This is a genomic window from Agromyces luteolus (assembly GCF_009729855.1).
GTDB lineage: Bacteria > Actinomycetota > Actinomycetes > Actinomycetales > Microbacteriaceae > Agromyces > Agromyces luteolus.
This window is the reverse complement of the sequence record NZ_WODA01000023.1, coordinates 322,725-338,877: the sequence shown is the minus strand read 5'-3', so window position 1 is coordinate 338,877 and position 16,153 is coordinate 322,725. Positions and strand designations below refer to the sequence as shown.

Below are 16,153 nucleotides of genomic sequence, written 5' to 3'. Positions count from 1 at the left end.
CTAACGAGCACCTAACAGGCAAGGTGTTGCAACGACCGGCAGAAAGCGCCCGGCATCCGCCCCTCGCCCTCACTCAGGGGGTCACGCGCTCAGGTCGACGTCCTTCGTCTCCTTGACCATCGAGACGCCGATCAGCGAGATCACCGCGGCGATCGCGATGTAGAGGCCGATCGTCCACGACATGCCCGTCTCGCCGAGCAGGGCAGCGGCGATCATCGGGGCGAACGCCCCGCCCAGGATGGCACCCAGCGCGTAGCCGATCGAGACGCCCGAGTAGCGCACCTTGGCCGGGAACATCTCGGCGTAGAGCGCCGCCTGCGGGCCGTACGAGAGGCCGAGGCCGAACGTCATGAGGAACAGTGCCACGAAGTACCAGACGATGTTCCCGGTGTCGATGAGGAACCACATCGGGATGGCCCAGAGCGCGAGGAACACGTAGCCGATCTGGAAGGTGCGGATGCGACCGAGGCGATCGGAGAGCCGGCCGCCCCACAGCGTGAAGATCAGCCAGCCGAACGACGCGAAGGTCGTGGCGAGCAGCACCGACGGGCGGTCCATGCCGAGCGCGGTCACCGCGTAGGTCGCGAAGTAGGCGATGAGCAGGTACCCGGCGGCGTTGTTCGCGATGAAGATGACCGCGGTCAGGATGACGTTCTTCGTGTTGCTGCGGAACAGCTCCTTGAGCGGCGCCGAGGACTCCTGCTTGCGCTCCTGGAGCTCCTTGAAGACCGGGCTCTCCTCGACCGCGCGACGGATCAGGTAGCCGACGACGATCAGCACGATCGAGAACATGAACGGGATGCGCCAGCCCCACTCCATGAACGCCTCCGGCGACATGGTCGAGGTGATGATCCAGAGCGTGAAGGTCGCGAGGATCATGCCGACGGGCACGCCGATCTGCGGGAACGCGCCGAAGAAGCCGCGCTTGCCCTTCGGGGCGTGCTCGACCGACATGAGCGCCGCGCCGCCCCACTCGCCGCCCGCGGAGAAGCCCTGCAGGATGCGGAGCGTGATCAGCAGGATCGGCGCCGCGATGCCGATCGCGGCATACGTCGGGAGGAAGCCGATGAGCGAGGTCGACAGGCCCATGAGGATGAGCGTGAAGACCAGCATCTTCTTGCGCCCGAGCTTGTCGCCGAGCCATCCGGCGACGACCGCGCCGAGCGGACGGAAGAGGAACGAGATGCCGATGGTCGCGAAGGCGAGCACCTGCGCGAGGGTCGGGTTCGACTCGGCGAGCGGAGCGAGGAACAGCGGCGCGAGCACGAGGCCGGCCGCCTGGGCGTAGATGAAGAAGTCGTACCACTCGATGGACGTGCCGACGAGGGTGCCGGCGAGGACCTTGCGTTCCTCGGGGGACATCCTCCCGGTGCGCGCGGATTCCTGGACGGTTGAGGTCATGCGAACTCCGTTGTTCTGTGCAGGGTGATTCGGGGACCGACGCGGGGGTGGTGCGTCGTTGCGGGTTTCCCGACCGATCGTTCGGTTGGAAAACCGACCATAGCGCACCGGGCGCGCCGAACGGTAGCCCCCTGCGACGAACGGCGGTGTCTGCGCGACGAACGGAGGATCGGCGCGCACGGCGGCGCGCCGTCCGATCGAGTTCGAAGGACGAGCGGCGCCATGCCGCCCCTCGAACGCCCATCGAGCGTCCCATCCTGCGAACCGCAGGGGCTCGCTGCGCCCCGAGGCGGTCGCATAGGGTTTCGCCATGCCCACGCCCGACTTCGTCCTCGAGCTCCGTCGCCACGTCGGGACCGCCCCGCTGCCGCTCGTCGGCGTGACCGCCGTGATCCTCCGCGAGGGTCGCGTGCTGCTCGGGCGCCGCGCCGACACCGGGGCGCTGACCCCGATCACGGGCATCGTGGATCCCGGCGAGGAGCCCGCCCTGGCCGCGGCCAGGGAGGCGCACGAGGAGGCGGGCGTGCGCGTTCGCGTGGACCGTCTCGCGTGGGTGCACCAGGTGCCCCGCGTCGCCTACGGCAACGGCGACCGGGCCGACTACCTCGACCTCACCTTCCGCTGCAGCTGGCTCGAGGGTGAACCGCACCCCGCCGACGGGGAGATGACCGACCTCGGATGGCACGACCCCGCGGACCTCGACGACGTCGACCCCGAGCACCGCCGCCGCATCGAGTCCGCGCTCGCCGTCGGCGACGGGCCGACGCGGTTCGAGGTCGGCTGACGGCGGGCGGCCGGGCTTCCGCGGAAGCGCTGCGCGCTCAGCCGCCGAACGCGAGCAGCGCCGCCCCGACGAGCGGCGCGTCGTCGCCGAGCTCGGCGGGCACGACCCGGACGTCCCGTGCGGCGGGGAGCACCGCGGCACGGTGCGCCGCCGCCTCGACGAGCGGAAGGTAGTCGTCGGCGACTCGCGAGAAGCCGCCGCCGATGGCGACGGTCGTGACGTCGAGGAGCGCACCGAACGACGAGATCGCCTGCCCGACGGCCTCGGCCGACCGCTGCACGGCCTGCACGGCGACCGGATGGCGCGCCCGGTAGTCCGCGGCGAGGGCGAGTCCGTCGGCGCCGGTCCACCCGTGGGCGTTCGCCCATCGCACCGTCGCCGGCCCCGAGGCCACGGCTTCGACGGTCGCCGCGACGGGATCGTCGGGCGACGGACGCCGGACCCACGACTGGCCCACGTGTCCCGCGTTGCCGGTGTCGCCGCGGATCACCCGGCCGTCGACCACGATCCCGCCGCCGATGCCGGTCGACACGACCATCGCGATGCCGTTCCGCACGCCGCGGAGCGCCCCGAACCGCACCTCGGCCAGGGCGATGCAGGTGCCGTCGAGCGCCACGTGCACCGGCGCCGCACCCGCGAAGCGCTCGACCGTGGGCACGAGCGGCAGATCCCGGATGCCCGGCATGTTCAGGGGCGACACGTGCGTGCCGTCGCCGAGCAGCGGGCCGGCCGTGCCGACACCCACGCCGATGAGCCGGTGCGCCGGCCCCGCGGCATCCGTCGCCTGCTCGCACACCGCGGCGATCGCGCGGGCGAACGTCTCGGGCGTCTGCCCGGCGCCGGTCGGCGCGCGATGACGGCTGCCCGGCACGATTCGGCCGTCGGCGTCGACGAGCGCGGCATCGACCTTCGTGCCGCCGATGTCGACGGCGAGGACGACGGGGGACTCCGGCGTGTGGGCGGGCATGCGTCGATCATGCCGTGGAACGCGCCGAGCAGCACCCTCAGCGCAGGTCGAGCCGCATGAGGACGCGGGGGAACCCGTTCAGCACGCTCGTGGTGTCGGCGGCCTTCTCGAAGCCGGCGCGCTCGAACGCGGCGCGCGTGCCGACGTAGGCCATCGTGAGGTCGACCTTCGCGCCGCGGTTGTCGACCGGGTACGCCTCGACCATGGGAGCGCCGTGCTCGCGCGCGAACGCGACGGCGCCGGCGATGAGGTGGTGGGAGATGCCCTGCCTGCGGTGCCCGGGGCGGACGCGGACGCACCACAGCGACCACACGTCGAGGTCGTCGAGGCGGGGGATGCGCCGGTTCGTCGCGAAGCTCGTGTCGGCCCGGGGATGGACGGCCGCCCAGCCCACCGGTTCGTCGCCGTCGTAGGCGATGACCCCCGGTGCGGGATCCTCCGCGCACAGCTCGCGCACGCGCTCGCCGCGGGCCGGACCCCGGAGCGCCAGGTTCTCCTTCGACGAGGTCAGCCGGTAGCTCAGGCAGAAGCACACGTTCGCATCGGGCCGCTTCGGTCCGACCACCGCGGCGACGTCGTCGAAGACGGATGCCGCGCGCACCTCGATCGTCATGCTCAGTCGATCGACATCGGATCGGCCCACCGCAGCACGCGCATCGCGCGCAGCGTGTTCCACGGGCTCGGCTCGCCCTCGGGGGCGTCGACCTCGTAGCGGTTGCGCCCCGGCCATCGCCGGCCGGCGCGCCACCGGCCGTCGTCGTCGCGCTGCTCGAGCACGAGGTCGAGTGCCGGTCGCAGCCGGAGGTCGGCGTGGCCCCCGGCGTCTCGGAAGTGATCGAGCGCGCGCAGCACGTCGTAGAACCAGTACGTGGGGAAGGTGAAATTCGGGTAGCGGGGGTTCGCGAGCTCGCCCGTCGACTTCCGCCGGAAGAGGCTGCGCTCGAGCAGGTACTCCTCGCCGCCGCGTCGGGCCGCCGTCACCGCGGCATCCGTCGCCCCGGTCGCCCGCTCGTACGCGAGCAGCCCCTCGACGACGCACAGGGTGGAGTCGAACGACGAGCGCTGCGACTCGTCGGCCGGTTCGCAGTTCCATCCGCCGTCGGGGAGCACCTCGTCGAGCAGCCGGGCGATGATGCGGTCGCTGCCCTCGCCGAGCACGCCGAAGTAGGCCGCGTTCGCGAGGACGCCGCCGTTGACGCACTCCTCGACCTCGCCGCTGAAGTAGGGCAGGTCGTCGAACTCGTGCCAGACCACGCCGGCCACGACGCGATCGACGGCGGCACGCACGGGCGGCGCATCGGGCGGCGCGCCGAGGTTCCGGAGGACCTGCAGGGTCCACATGACCGAATCGCGTTCGCGGCTCGGCCCGTAGACCTCGCCGCCCCAGTAGCCGTCGTCGGCCTGGCGCGCGAGGAGGCTCGCACCCCAGCCTTCGGTGGCGACGCGGGCGCGTTCGGCGGCGACCGCGTCGCCCGGCGCCTCCTGCAGGTCGCGCATGACCTGCCAGCGCACGCTCGGGTCGCCGTCGAGGAGCCAGGTGATGACATCGTCGCGCATGCCGCCATGCTGGCCGATGCCACCGACACCGGCGAGGGGTTGACGGCGGTCGCCGTTCGCCGTGATCGTCAGCGGTCGGCGGCCTCGGGCGGCCACGCCACCTCGAACCGCTCGAACACGACGTCGAGGCGCTCGTGCCACTCGACCCCGATGCCCGGGCACACCCGCTGCCAGTAGCGCCGGTGGTTGTCGCGCCACGAGTCGAGCGTGCGGTCGTCCTCGCCCTCGTCGTACGCGAACGCGGCGTCGACGCTCGAGAAGGGTCCGACGCGCAACTCGGTGCTGCGGAGGATCGCCCGCGGGCGACCCGCCGAGTCGCACGCGATCCAGTGGCTGCCGACGCGGGGCAGCGGCTGCCCCTCGTGACGGAACTCGGCGACGAGCGAGGCGGTCGCGCGCTTCGTGCCGTCGAGCACGAGCCCGAGCAGCTCGTCGGTGAGCGCGGGGTGGTCGCCGAACACCTCGACGCTCGGCGGTTCCGTGTCGAGGGCGCGATCCGGGCGAGCGGCGCGGTACGCCTCCCAGAGCGCTGCGGCGGCGGCCTCGTCGACCGGCGCGTTCTCGGCGCTCACACGCGCCTCGCCAGCAGGCTGCCCGCCCAGCCGTGGCCGGTCGGCACGTAACCGGCCGGGAACGCGCCGTCGCGGCCGAACTCCGCCCAGGCGGCGCGGAGCGCCGCGCCCGCCGCGACGAGGGTGCGCGCGCCGTCGGGTGCGAGCAGCGGCGTGCCGGTCCAGGCCTCGGTCGCCGGGAACAGCAGGGCGACCTCGATCGCGTGCGCCGACCCGATGCGGCTGCCGTCGGGGTGCCCGTCGAACTCGGCGACCCGCACGTCGGCGCCGCCTCGGCCGGCGATCCGCGCGAACCGGCGTGCCCCGGAGCGGTACACGGCGTTCGTCGTGCGCGCCACGATCAGCCGTCGCAGCCACGACCCGACGACGGGCCGCGCGGCGAGGGCAGCGAGCTTCGGGTCGACCTCGAAGAAGAACGCGGTCTCGTCGCGATTCCAGGTGACGAGCACGTCGAGGTCGGCGGCGTGCTCGCGCCACGCCGCCTCGACGTCGCCCTCGGCGGGAAGCGGTGCGGCCCCGGCTCGCGGTCCGAACGGCATGGCCGAGCGCAGGCCCGACCCCGCGGCGGCCTGCTTCGCCCGCGCCTGGGCGGCGAACAGGTCGTCGAGCGAGGCTTCCGGGTCGAGCGGGCCCGCCGCCGCGGCCATCCGCTGCTGCATCTCGGCGCGCCCGGTGCGGATGCCGAGGGGCGGGCTCTGCAGGACGACTCGGCGGAAGAGCCCCCGGGCGCCGTCGGCGGCGATCAGGTGCGCGAGCGCGTCGCCGCCCGACGACTGGCCCACGGCGGTGATCCGCTCGGGGTCGCCGCCGAAGGCGCCGATGTGCTCGCCGACCCACCGGAAGGCGGCGATCAGGTCGAGCAGTCCGAGGTTCGCGGGGTGCGCGTCATCCGTCGGGTACCCCAGGAGCCCGAGGCGTGAGGTCACGCCGACGACGACGACCCGCTGCTCGCGCACGATCGCGGCGGGGTCGTATCCGGCGAGGTCGCCCGCGCCGGAGACGTGCGACCCGCCGTGCACCCAGACGAGCACCGGCATCGGCTCGTCGGGGGCGTCCTCGGGCAGCGTGATCGAGAGCCGAAGGCAGTCCTCGTCGAACTCGACGCCGCGCAGCGGTCGCCCGAGCAGTTCGTCGCTCGGACTCGGCGGCTGCGGGCACGCGATGCGCTGGAACCGTCGATCGGCTGCCTCGTCGGGGCGGACCTCCGCGGGGACGGGCGCCTCGAAGCGCCGGGCGGTCGCGTACCGGACGTTGCGCACGCGCACGACCCCGCCGCCCGACACCGCCGGGAAGGTGCCGAGCGGGGTCTCGAGCTCGGTGGGGATGCCGAGGGGCGGCGGGCCGGCCGGTGCGGTCGGGTCGCCGACCTCGGTCAGGTCGACGAGGTCGCCCGGCTCGGCGAGGTCGGGCTCGGCGAGGTCGGGATCGGCGAGGTCGGGATCGGCGGTGTTCGGGTCCGTGTGCGTCATCGGGTCGACTCCTGCGCGCCCGCCCGGACCGTCCGAGCGGGGTGCGTCGCCAGCGTAGCCGGACCCCCGGACGGGGGACGAGGGCGGGGCGGCGGGGGAGTAGCGTGACCTCCGTGCCGCTCCCGGCCTACGGCGTGCTCGCGGGCGCGCTGTCCCAGCACTTCCGGGACCCGCCCGACGACATCGGGCGCTGGTTCCACGTCAACCTGCGCGTCGTCGCTCCCGCGGGGACGTTCAAGGTGGCCGTCGACGTCGACAGCAAGAAGTCCGACATCGGCGTGCACTGGAAGCTGCTCCGCATCCGCCGGTCCATGGTCGCGCCCGCGGGCGACGCGACGTCGGGCTACCACGAGTTGCCGCGGAACCGCGCGGCCGGCGCGATCGACCTCATCCGGCATCCCGCGATCGCGGAGCATCCCGGGTGCATCGCGATCCTTCTCGGAGCGCGACGGCGGCCGTGGACGGTCGGCGACTTCGCCGAGGCATCCGCTGCGCTCGAATCGATCCTCGTGGTCGGGCGTCGGACGCTCGTCTGGGGCGAGCCGTTCGACGACGGCGGCCTCGGCCTGCACAACGTGCACCAGAACCAGGGCGATCCGGCCGGCTCGCAGTGGTGGGCGGAGAACGGCATCTGGCAGGACGGCGCGGTGATCGTCGAGCGGCCCGACGGCGACTTCGACGCGTTCGTCTCGCGGTTCAGCACGCAGTCGGGCCGGACCGACGACCAGGGGCATCCGATCTGAACCGGCCCGCCCGACCGCCCGCCGCGCTACCGATGCGGGTTCGTCGCGGCGCCGTCGAGCCAGAGCTCGTCGGTCGGGTCGCTGTGCGTGCCGCCGCTGTCGACGTGCTTCGCGCTGATCTGCGGGCCCTTCGTGATGACGTGCACGAGCGCCATCGCGTGGCCGCGGCCGAGATCGTAGTCCTCGGCGAGCCACTGCACGATCGGGGTGGCCTTGGTGCCGGGTCCGAAGCCCCGCTCCTCGGCGAGGGCGACGAACTGGCGCGGTGTGAGCCCGGTCTTGGCCTCGATGTTGTCGAGGTAGGCCTGGAACGACATGGTGATCTCCTCTGGTGATGGCGGGTCGGGTCGGTTCAGTCCTGGTCGGCCCAGGTCTGCACGATGACGGCGGATGCGTGGATGCAGAGCACCTTCAGCCGGCCGTCGCCGACGTTCTCGAAGCGGTGCCACACTCCGGCGGGCACGGTCGCGGTGTCGCCCGTCGTGGCGACCAGGCGGCGATCGCCCATGGTGATCTCGGCCGTGCCCTCGAGCACGACCCAGGTCTCCGAGTACGGATGCCAGTGCAGCCCCGGTCCCTCGCCGGGCTCGTTGTCGACGAAGAAGTAGGAGATGCCGGCGCCGTGGTCGAGGCCGACGAACCGACGCGTGCGGCCCGTGCCGATGCGCAGCGACTCGGCCGTCACGATGACGTCGCCGCTCGGCGCCGTCGTGGTCGGCGCGAGCGTGATCTCGGCGGGGTTCATGGGTCCCTCGATTCGTGGTCGGTGACAGTGACAGACACGGTGACGATGCCGGATGCCGCGGGCCCGCGCCGTCCGGCGGGGTTGCGGTGTCCGGAGCAAGGCTCCCGCCGCGGCATCCGCTCGGGAACTGTTTCGATCTGCATCGAAACATCGGGGCATGCCGTGGGATGCTGGCCGGGGGAAGGGGGCGGGGATGGAACGCCGCTACGTGGACTTCCGGCTCGCGCCGGGCGACGTGTCGGCGATCCGCTTCGGCGTCTCGCCCGGCCACGAGGTGTGCCACGCGGTCCGGGTCCTGCAGCGTCCGGCGGAGCATCCGCTGCAGTGGGGCTGGCTGCGGAGCGTGCGCGACCGCGTGCCCCGCGACGCGTTCGAGCTGTTCGCCGTGCTCGTGCGCGAATCGGGCTACTTCCCCGACTTCTTCACGACCACTCCGACGTGGGACCTCGAGCCGGCCGACGAGGCCGCGCGACTCCGCGAGGTGCCCGACGAGCTCATGCGGGTCGACCTCGGCAAGGTCGTCGTGCGTTCCACGGGCGCGCGGCAGCAGGCCGTGCTGCGCATGCTCGACGACCTCCCGCGCGCCCGGGCCATGATCGCCGACGCCTGGCTCGAGCTGTGGGCGGCGCTCGTCGAGCCCGTCTGGCCTCAGCTCGAGCGCATCCTCCGCGCCGACATCGCGGTGCGCGCCCGCCGCATCGCGACCGACGGCATCGCGGCGATGGCCGCGGGCCTGCACCACACCGTCGAGTGGCACGAGGGAGCGCTGCGGGTCGAGCTGACCCAGCACTCCGAGGTGCTCGACTGCCGGGGCTCGGGCATCGTGCTCGTGCCGTCGGTGCTCGGCGGCGGGCGCTGCATGGTGCTCACCGAGCCGCCGGCGCAGCCGACCCTCTTCTACCCGGCGCAGGGCGTCACCGAGAACTGGGCGACGGATGCCACGGCGCTCGCCGAGGCGCTCGCAGCGCTGCTCGGGCCCGCGAGGGCCGGCATCCTGCTCGCCGCGCACGAGGCCCGGACCACCTCGCAGGTCGCTGCCGACTCCGGCCTCGCGATCTCGACCGCCTCCCACCACCTGACGGTGCTCCGCGAGGCGGGTCTCGTGGCGAGCCGCCGCGACGGCTCGCGCATGCTGCACCAGCGCACGCCGCTCGGCGAGGCGCTCGTCGGCGCGGCGCTCTGATCGATCCCCTCGGCTCCCCGTGGGATGCGGGTAACCCCTATCCGCACCGTCGGCGGACGGGTAGGTTATGCCGCATCGACGCCCCCTCGCCCCCGATCCTCGGGCGCACCGACGAGCTCGAACGGCTCGGTGCGCTGCTGGGCGGCGCGCGCAACGGGCACGGCGGCGCCCTCCTCATCCGCGGCGAACCGGGCATCGGCAAGAGCACGATCCTCGACGAGGCGGTCGGCGCGGCGCGCGGCCTCCGCGTCGTGCGCGCCGACGGCTACGAGGCCGAGGCGGCGATGCCCTTCGCCGCGCTGCAGCGGCTCACGGCGCCGCTCGCGGAGCACCTCGCCTCGATCCCGACGCGGCAGGCCGAGGCGCTCCGGATCGCCGCCGGCCTCGACCGCGGGAATCCACCCGACCGTTTCCTCGTCGGGCTCGGCGTGCTCTCGCTGCTCGCCGCGGCGGGGGAGGACGCACCGCTCGCCTGCGTGATCGACGACGGCCACCTCCTCGATCCCGAGTCGCTCGACGTGATCGCCTTCGTCGCCCGACGCCTGCAGGCCGAGCGCGTCGCGGTCCTCCTCGCGGCGCGCGCCGACGAACTCCCGGAGACGCGGATCGCCGGCGTGTCCACGCTGCGACTCGGCGGCCTCGCCGCCCTCGACGCCGTCCAGCTGCTCACGCGCTCCGCAGACGAATCCATCGACCCGTACCTCGCCGTGCGGATCGCCGAGGAGACCGGCGGCAACCCGCTCGCGCTCGTCGACCTCGCGCACGAGCTGACGGCCCGTGAGCTGATCGCGTCGTCGCTGTCGGAGGAGCCGCTGCCCATCGGCGAGCGACTGGAGACGCACTACCGGGAGCGCCTCGCCGAACTGCCCGAACCGACCCGGCTCTGGCTGCTCACGGCGGCGGCCGAGTCGACCGGCGACCGGACCGTCATCGACGCCGCCGCGGTCGGGCTCGGGCTGCCGCCGGATGCCTCGTCGGCCGCCGAGCGGTCCGACCTCGTCTCGGTGCACGACACGGTCCGGTTCCGCCATCCGCTCGTGAGGCTGGCGGCGTATCACGGCATGCCGGCCGTCGACCGGCGTCGGGTGCACGAGGTGCTGAGCACCCTGATGGTCGATCACGGTCGCGACGACCTCGGCGCGTGGCACGCGGCATCCGCCACGGTCGGTCCCGACGCCGACGTCGCGGCCCGGATGGAGCGGGCGGCCGACGCCGCCGGTGGCCGCGGCGGCCTGGTGTCGCGCGCACGGCTCCTCGCTCGCGCGGCCGAGCTGACGCCCGACGGTCCCGGCCGGGACCTCAGGCTGCTCGCCGCCGCCGAGACCGCCACCGCCGCAGGTGCCGCGCAGCTCGCGGCCGAGCTCGTCGGCCGTATCGACGTGGCGCGTCTCGACCCCGTCAGCCAGGGCCGCCTGCTCATGCTCCGCGTCGGGATGGCGCTGTTCCTCGGCGACGCCGAGGGCGTCCTCACCGCCTCGGCGACCATGCTCCGCGCCGCGGAGCTCTTCCACGGCCTCGTCCCGGATCTCGAGCAGCGCGCACTCCTCGCGGCGTTCGAGGTCCTCCTGACGGCCGAGTGGGCGGCACGCGACGTCACCCTGCCCGACCTCGGGCGCCGCGTGACCGAGGGCGCCGACCTCGTCGACGGCCCGCGCGCGATCGCCCTCCGCGCCATCGGCGCCCACATTCTCCTGCCGTACCCCGAGGCCGTGCCGATCATGCGCAGGGCGGTCGACCTGCTCGTGGCCGCCGACGACGCCGAACTGCTCGAGTTCGGCAACTTCGGCGTCGCCCTCACCATGGGGCTCTGGGACGTGGAGACCTGCGTCCGGCTGCTCGAGCGCACCGCGGCCGCGGCGCGCGACGCCGGCGCGATCCAGGTGCTCGACACGACGCTCTGGCTGCTCAGCCTGCTCGAGCTCCTGCATTCCGGGCCTGCGGCGTCCGCGCAGTACACGGCCCAGGTGCGGGACCTGCGGCATGCGATCGGCTACGACGGCGAGCAGGTGGTGAACGTCTCGTACCTCGCGTGGTCGGGTGCCCCCTACGAGGTCGTCGAGCAGGTGGCGGAGCAGGCGCTCGCCGCGGGGTTCGGCGGCGTCTGGACCCTCGCGATGACCGGCCTCGGCATCCGGGAGATCGCCGACGGTCGGTACCGCGACGCCTTCCATCGATTCGAGCCGATGGTCGAGCGGGCCTTCCTGCAGGTCACGTACCAGCAGCTCCCCGAATACGTCGAGGCGGGCGCGCGGGCCGGTCGGCCAGAGGCGGTGCGTCCCGCCCTCGCGCGCCTGCAGCTCTTCGCCTCGGAGAGCCGCACGCCCTGGATCCTCGGCGTCGCCGAACGCAGCGCGGCGCTGCTCGCCGGCGACGACGACAGCGAGCGCCACTACCGTGCGGCGATCGAGCATCTCACCAGGTCCGCGGCACGTGCCGACCTGGGCCGCGCCCACCTGGTCTACGGCGAGTGGCTGCGTCGGATGAAGCGCCGTCGCGAGGCGCGCGAGCAGCTGCGCCTCGCGCTCGACCTCTTCACGCGCATCGCCGCCCCGGCTTTCGCGGCGCGGGCGCGTCGCGAACTGGAGGCGACGGGCGAGCACGTGCCGCACCGCGAACCCGGCGGCTCCGCAGCCGAGGCGCTCACCCCGCAGGAGGAGACGGTCGCCCGCATGGCGGCCGAGGGTCGGACCAACGCCGAGATCGGCGCGACGCTCTTCATCAGCGCGAACACGGTCGACTACCACCTGCGGAAGGTGTTCCGGAAGCTCGGCGTCACCTCACGCCGGCAGCTCGCCGAGCGGTTGCCCACGGACTGACCGTCACGACTACGAGCCCCACGTGGTTCGGTCGGGTGCGCCCCGGCGGGAGCATCGAGGCATCCGCTCGCTCGCCGCCGCGAGCCCGATGCCACCCGGGAGGCCGCCATGCCGTACGTCACCGCCGATGACGGCGCCGAGATCTTCTACACCGACTGGGGGACCGAGGGCACCCCGGTGCTCCTCAGCCACGGCTGGCCGCTGAACTCGGATGCCTGGGCCGCCGCCGCCCGGTTCCTCGCCGAGCACGGCCACCGCGCCATCGCGCACGACCGCCGCGGGCACGGCCGGTCCAGCCGGACCTGGCACGGCAACGAGATGGACACGTACGCCGACGACCTCGCGTGCCTCGTCGACCACCTCGACCTGAACGACCTCGCGCTCGTCGGCCACTCCACGGGCGGCGGCGAGATCCTGCACTACCTCGGCCGCCACGGCAGCGCGCGAGTCGCGAAGCTCGTGCTCGTCTCGGCCGTGCCGCCGCTCATGCTCCGCACCGACGACAACCCGGAGGGCCTGCCGATCGACGTGTTCGACGGCATCCGCGCGGGCGAGGCATCCGATCGCGCCCAGCTCTACCGCGACCTCGCAGACGGGCCGTTCTTCGGCCACAACCGCAACAACGACGTCTCGCAGGGCACGCGCGACGCGTTCTGGCTGCAGTCGATGGGGTGCGGGCACCGCGCCGCCTACGAGTGCATCGCCGCGTTCTCGGCGACCGACTTCCGCGACGACCTCGCGAAGGTCGACGTGCCGACCCTCGTGATCCACGGCGACGACGACCAGATCGTGCCGTTCGAGGTCGGCGGGAAGCGCTCGGCCGAGATGGTCGACGGCGCGACGCTTATCGTCTACGAGGAGGGCGCGCACGGCCTCCCCGACACCGAACGCGACCGGCTGCACGCCGACCTGCTCGCGTTCATCGATTCCTGACGACCCGACGACCGCAACGGAAGGACACCGACCATGACCGACCAGACCATCCCCGACCCCGCCGCGCCCGACACCGTCGTGCTCGTGCACGGCCTCTGGATGACGCCGCGCAGCTGGGAAGGGTGGAAGTCGCACTTCGAGGCGAAGGGCTTCACCGTGATCACGCCCGCCTACCCCGGCTTCGAGATCGAGGTCGAGGCGCTTCGCGAGAACCCCGACGTCATCGCGAAGCTCACGGTCCCCGAGACCGTCGACCACCTCGCCGGCGTCATCGAGGCGCTGCCGAAGCCGCCGATCATCATCGGGCACTCCTTCGGCGGCACGCTCACGCAGCTCCTGCTCGCACGGGGCCTGGGCGCCTCGGCCGTCGTCGTGGACTCCGCGCCGACGGAGGGCGTCCGCGTGACACCGCTGTCGCAGGTGAAGTCGCTGTTCCCGGCCCTGAAGAACCCGGCCAACCGGCACAAGGCGGTCGGCTTCACGCCCGAGGAGTTCCACTACGCGTTCGCGAACACGCTCTCGCGCGAAGACTCCGACGCGGTGTGGGAGAAGTACGCGATCGCGGCGCCCGGGAACTGGGTGTGGGCCTACGGCCTGATCGCCAACTTCAAGCCCGGCATGCAGGAGACCTGGGTCGATTACGCGAAGGACCGCGCCCCGCTGCTGTTCATCGGCGGCGAGAAGGACCACATCATGCCCCCGGCCGTGAACAAGTCGAACGCGAAGCACTACGCCAAGTCGCCGGCCGTCACCGAGTACGTCGAGTTCCCCGGCCGCTCGCACTGGATCTGCGCGGAGCCCGGCTGGGAGGAGGTCGCCGACCACGCGCTCGAGTGGGCGCTCGCGCACGCGCGCCCGGCCACGGTCGCCACGGCGTAGGCCCGCCGGGGCAGGTCCGCAGCACCCATCGAGACGTCGCGGATGGCGGGACGCACCCGCCATCCGCGACGTCTCGACGTTCCGATTCCTGGCCTCGTCAGTCCGGCCGGTTGCCCGACTCCGGCCCGATGGTGAACGGCGTCGTCACGCCCTCGTACATCACGTGCGCGATGAGGCCGTCGACCGCGTGCTGCAGGGTGTGGCAGTGGTCGCTCCAGATGCCGGGGTTGTCGGCGACGAACGCGATGTCGTAGCCCTCGCCGGGGTGCACGTCGAGCGAGTCGACGATCCACGGGCTGCCCGATGCCGCGACCCCGTCGCGCGTGAGCACGACGACGTGGTGCCCGTGCAGGTGCATCGGGTGCACCTCGCCCGAGTCGTTGCGGATCCGCATCGCGACCACGTCGCCCTCGGCGACCTCGAACATCGGCACGTCGGGGAACAGCTTGCCGTTGATCGTCCAGAAGTAGCCCGGGCGTCCGTCGATGAGGCCGGGCCGGCGGCCGATGGCGTACTCGTAGCTGCGGTCGGGCGCGGTGGGGTCGAAGTCGATCGCACCCGGGTCGGGCGTTCCGTAGTCGAGCAGGTCGAGGGTCTCCGACGGTTGCGGGGCGGATGGCTCGGGGGCCGACGGGTCGCCGATCAGCAGGCTCCGGGCACCGCCCGTACGCAGGCGCAGCACGCTGCCGTCGGGCGGCGCCGTGACCGCGACATCCGCTCGCCCACCGGCCGGGACCAGCAGGCGCTCGCCGTCGACGTCGGTCGGCCCGTTCACCTCGCGGCCGTCGATCGCGACGACGCGGAACGGCGACGACGCCCAGACGGCCGCCGTGCCGGAGTCGGTGTTGATCACCCGCACGCGCACGGTCGAGCCCGGCTCGGCGGCGATGCGCTCGTCCTCGGCGCTGCCGTTCAGCGTGTGCTGCCCGCCGTAGACGTGCAGCAGCGCGGTGACGTCGGCGTCGGCCGGGGCCGCATCCGCCGGGTCGGCCGGGTCGACCACGATCGCGCCGAGGAGGCCGCGGACGACCTGGTCGTGCGAGACCTGGTGGGAGTGGTACCAGTAGGTGCCCGCGTCCTCCGCGACGAAGCGGTACGTGAAGCGGCCGCCGACGGGCACCGCGTCCTGCGTGATGCCCGCGACGCCGTCTGCGGCGTTCGGCACGTCGATGCCGTGCCAGTGCAGCGTCGCGCCGGCGGCCACCGACTCGTTCTCGAGCGTCACCTCGACGAGGTCGCCCTGGGTCGCCCTGATCTCGGGGCCGGGTGAGGTGCCGTTCACGGTGAAGCCCTCGACGGGGCGCCCGCCGTCGACCTCGATGGTCTCGGCGCGCGCGATGAGGTCGACGTGCACGTCGGCCGGGCGGTCGGGTTCCGCCACGAGCTCCGTCACGTCGACCCCGCCGCGGGTTCCGAGCGCCGATCCGGCTCCGAATGCCGCGGTGCCGTGTGCGTGGGCACTCTCGCCGTGGCCTCCGGCGCCCATGTCCATCACGGAGTACTCGCCGAGCAGCGTGGAACTCCACGCGAGCGCGCCGGCGCCGAGCGCGGTCACGACCGCGACGGCGACGACGCCGCACCGCAGGAGGTCACGCCGCGACGGCATCCGAGGCCGCCCCCTCGGCGGCCGGCGCGTCGGCGGCGGAGGCCGGGCGGCCGCGTCGCACGCGCAGGGCCGCGATCGACGCGGCGGCGACGACCGCGAGCGCGTTCGCGCCGTGGATGAGCCCGAGGTAGGGCACGTCGGTGATCGAGAACCCGAGCGTGACCTGCAGCGCGACGAGCCCGAACGTGATCGCCGCCCACAGCTTCGCGCCGCGCACGCGGACGAGGAACGAGACCACGAGCAGCACGAGCGCGACGAGCGGGATGACGATGCCGCCGACCAGGCCGTGGATCAGGAAGCCGACCTCGCCGACCCCTGCGGCCTGGAAGCTCTCGAGCAGCGCCTTGTCGACGACGCCGCCCTCCGAGACGAGGTTCAGCATGCCGCCGAACGCGAAGGCGATCGCGGCGGCCTGCACGACGACGGCGCCCGCGACGGTCCAGGCGAGGCCGGTGTAGAGCTTCTGCATGGTTCACTCCCTGTTCTCCGCGGGCCGCC

At 73.2% G+C, this 16,153-nt stretch carries 16 protein-coding genes; 6 read left to right on the top strand and 10 right to left on the bottom strand.

The window, feature by feature from the left end:
• Window positions 1-81: 81 nt before the first annotated feature.
• Window positions 82-1,401, bottom strand: a complete 1,320-nt coding sequence (locus GLX25_RS13530; protein ID WP_155842955.1) for an MFS transporter — start codon at window positions 1,399-1,401, stop codon at window positions 82-84.
• Window positions 1,402-1,711: 310 nt separating this feature from the next.
• Here GLX25_RS13530 and GLX25_RS13525 point away from each other — a divergent pair, with 310 nt between their 5' ends.
• Window positions 1,712-2,185: an NUDIX hydrolase gene (locus GLX25_RS13525; protein WP_155842954.1), complete on the top strand. Its 474-nt coding sequence runs from the start codon at window positions 1,712-1,714 to the stop codon at window positions 2,183-2,185.
• A gap of 37 nt (window positions 2,186-2,222) precedes the next feature.
• On the opposite strand, the gene GLX25_RS13520 is transcribed toward GLX25_RS13525, so the two are convergent.
• From GLX25_RS13520 to GLX25_RS13500, 5 genes are all read right to left on the bottom strand, one after another.
• Window positions 2,223-3,152, bottom strand: coding sequence for an ROK family protein (locus GLX25_RS13520; RefSeq protein ID WP_155842953.1), 930 nt, complete (start codon window positions 3,150-3,152; stop codon window positions 2,223-2,225).
• Window positions 3,153-3,189: 37 nt separating this feature from the next.
• Entirely contained in the window at window positions 3,190-3,765 is a 576-nt protein-coding gene (locus GLX25_RS13515; protein WP_155842952.1) for a GNAT family N-acetyltransferase, read from the bottom strand.
• A 2-nt stretch (window positions 3,766-3,767) separates the two neighbouring features.
• Window positions 3,768-4,709 carry a hypothetical protein gene (locus tag GLX25_RS13510; RefSeq protein WP_155842951.1) on the bottom strand — a complete coding sequence of 314 codons (942 nt, stop codon included), beginning with the start codon at window positions 4,707-4,709 and terminating at the stop codon, window positions 3,768-3,770.
• 68 nt (window positions 4,710-4,777) lie between these two features.
• Window positions 4,778-5,281 (bottom strand): ASCH domain-containing protein, encoded by a 504-nt coding sequence (locus GLX25_RS13505; RefSeq protein ID WP_166548800.1) that lies wholly within the window; start codon window positions 5,279-5,281, stop codon window positions 4,778-4,780.
• A complete protein-coding gene (locus tag GLX25_RS13500) occupies window positions 5,278-6,750 on the bottom strand; it encodes a carboxylesterase family protein (RefSeq protein ID WP_155842950.1) in 1,473 nt (490 codons plus the stop codon). Before GLX25_RS13500 ends, GLX25_RS13505 begins: the two co-directional genes overlap by 4 nt.
• A 113-nt stretch (window positions 6,751-6,863) precedes the next feature.
• Between GLX25_RS13500 and GLX25_RS13495 the strand changes: the two genes are divergently transcribed.
• Window positions 6,864-7,493, top strand: a complete 630-nt coding sequence (locus GLX25_RS13495; protein ID WP_166548799.1) for a DUF2278 family protein — start codon at window positions 6,864-6,866, stop codon at window positions 7,491-7,493.
• Between the two features lie 26 nt (window positions 7,494-7,519).
• Here the strand turns inward: GLX25_RS13495 and GLX25_RS13490 are convergent, their stop codons facing one another.
• On the bottom strand, window positions 7,520-7,810 hold the full coding sequence (locus GLX25_RS13490; protein WP_155842949.1) for a DUF4287 domain-containing protein: 291 nt from the start codon (window positions 7,808-7,810) through the stop codon (window positions 7,520-7,522).
• A gap of 35 nt (window positions 7,811-7,845) precedes the next feature.
• Complete coding sequence (locus GLX25_RS13485) at window positions 7,846-8,238, bottom strand: cupin domain-containing protein (protein ID WP_155842948.1); 393 nt, start codon at window positions 8,236-8,238, stop codon at window positions 7,846-7,848.
• Between the two features lie 193 nt (window positions 8,239-8,431).
• Here GLX25_RS13485 and GLX25_RS13480 point away from each other — a divergent pair, with 193 nt between their 5' ends.
• From GLX25_RS13480 to GLX25_RS13465, 4 genes are all read left to right on the top strand, one after another.
• Window positions 8,432-9,421 carry a DUF5937 family protein gene (locus tag GLX25_RS13480; RefSeq protein WP_155842947.1) on the top strand — a complete coding sequence of 330 codons (990 nt, stop codon included), beginning with the start codon at window positions 8,432-8,434 and terminating at the stop codon, window positions 9,419-9,421.
• Between the two features lie 74 nt (window positions 9,422-9,495).
• Window positions 9,496-12,237 (top strand): AAA family ATPase, encoded by a 2,742-nt coding sequence (locus tag GLX25_RS13475; protein WP_166548810.1) that lies wholly within the window; start codon window positions 9,496-9,498, stop codon window positions 12,235-12,237.
• 108 nt (window positions 12,238-12,345) lie between these two features.
• Window positions 12,346-13,170 carry an alpha/beta fold hydrolase gene (locus GLX25_RS13470; protein WP_155842946.1) on the top strand — a complete coding sequence of 275 codons (825 nt, stop codon included), beginning with the start codon at window positions 12,346-12,348 and terminating at the stop codon, window positions 13,168-13,170.
• Window positions 13,171-13,203: 33 nt separating this feature from the next.
• Window positions 13,204-14,049 (top strand): alpha/beta hydrolase, encoded by an 846-nt coding sequence (locus tag GLX25_RS13465; protein ID WP_155842945.1) that lies wholly within the window; start codon window positions 13,204-13,206, stop codon window positions 14,047-14,049.
• 97 nt (window positions 14,050-14,146) lie between these two features.
• Here GLX25_RS13465 and GLX25_RS13460 read toward each other — a convergent pair whose 3' ends face one another.
• Both GLX25_RS13460 and GLX25_RS13455 read right to left on the bottom strand, forming a co-directional pair.
• Window positions 14,147-15,655 carry a multicopper oxidase family protein gene (locus GLX25_RS13460; RefSeq protein ID WP_205719898.1) on the bottom strand — a complete coding sequence of 503 codons (1,509 nt, stop codon included), beginning with the start codon at window positions 15,653-15,655 and terminating at the stop codon, window positions 14,147-14,149.
• On the bottom strand, window positions 15,639-16,124 hold the full coding sequence (locus GLX25_RS13455) for a hypothetical protein (RefSeq protein ID WP_155842944.1): 486 nt from the start codon (window positions 16,122-16,124) through the stop codon (window positions 15,639-15,641). The genes GLX25_RS13460 and GLX25_RS13455 overlap by 17 nt, the downstream gene beginning before the upstream one ends.
• Between the last annotated feature and the right edge of the window lie 29 nt (window positions 16,125-16,153).

What these genes read in the sequence shown, in the direction of transcription:
- GLX25_RS13530 (WP_155842955.1), bottom strand. Translation starts at nt 1,401, where the DNA reads ATGACCTCAACCGTCCAGGAATCCGCGCGCACCGGGAGGATGTCCCCC.
- GLX25_RS13525 (WP_155842954.1), top strand. Translation starts at nt 1,712, where the DNA reads ATGCCCACGCCCGACTTCGTCCTCGAGCTCCGTCGCCACGTCGGGACC.
- GLX25_RS13520 (WP_155842953.1), bottom strand. Translation starts at nt 3,152, where the DNA reads ATGCCCGCCCACACGCCGGAGTCCCCCGTCGTCCTCGCCGTCGACATC.
- GLX25_RS13515 (WP_155842952.1), bottom strand. Translation starts at nt 3,765, where the DNA reads ATGACGATCGAGGTGCGCGCGGCATCCGTCTTCGACGACGTCGCCGCG.
- GLX25_RS13510 (WP_155842951.1), bottom strand. Translation starts at nt 4,709, where the DNA reads ATGCGCGACGATGTCATCACCTGGCTCCTCGACGGCGACCCGAGCGTG.
- GLX25_RS13500 (WP_155842950.1), bottom strand. Translation starts at nt 6,750, where the DNA reads ATGACGCACACGGACCCGAACACCGCCGATCCCGACCTCGCCGATCCC.
- GLX25_RS13490 (WP_155842949.1), bottom strand. Translation starts at nt 7,810, where the DNA reads ATGTCGTTCCAGGCCTACCTCGACAACATCGAGGCCAAGACCGGGCTC.
- GLX25_RS13485 (WP_155842948.1), bottom strand. Translation starts at nt 8,238, where the DNA reads ATGAACCCCGCCGAGATCACGCTCGCGCCGACCACGACGGCGCCGAGC.
- GLX25_RS13480 (WP_155842947.1), top strand. Translation starts at nt 8,432, where the DNA reads ATGGAACGCCGCTACGTGGACTTCCGGCTCGCGCCGGGCGACGTGTCG.
- GLX25_RS13470 (WP_155842946.1), top strand. Translation starts at nt 12,346, where the DNA reads ATGCCGTACGTCACCGCCGATGACGGCGCCGAGATCTTCTACACCGAC.
- GLX25_RS13465 (WP_155842945.1), top strand. Translation starts at nt 13,204, where the DNA reads ATGACCGACCAGACCATCCCCGACCCCGCCGCGCCCGACACCGTCGTG.
- GLX25_RS13460 (WP_205719898.1), bottom strand. Translation starts at nt 15,655, where the DNA reads ATGCCGTCGCGGCGTGACCTCCTGCGGTGCGGCGTCGTCGCCGTCGCG.
- GLX25_RS13455 (WP_155842944.1), bottom strand. Translation starts at nt 16,124, where the DNA reads ATGCAGAAGCTCTACACCGGCCTCGCCTGGACCGTCGCGGGCGCCGTC.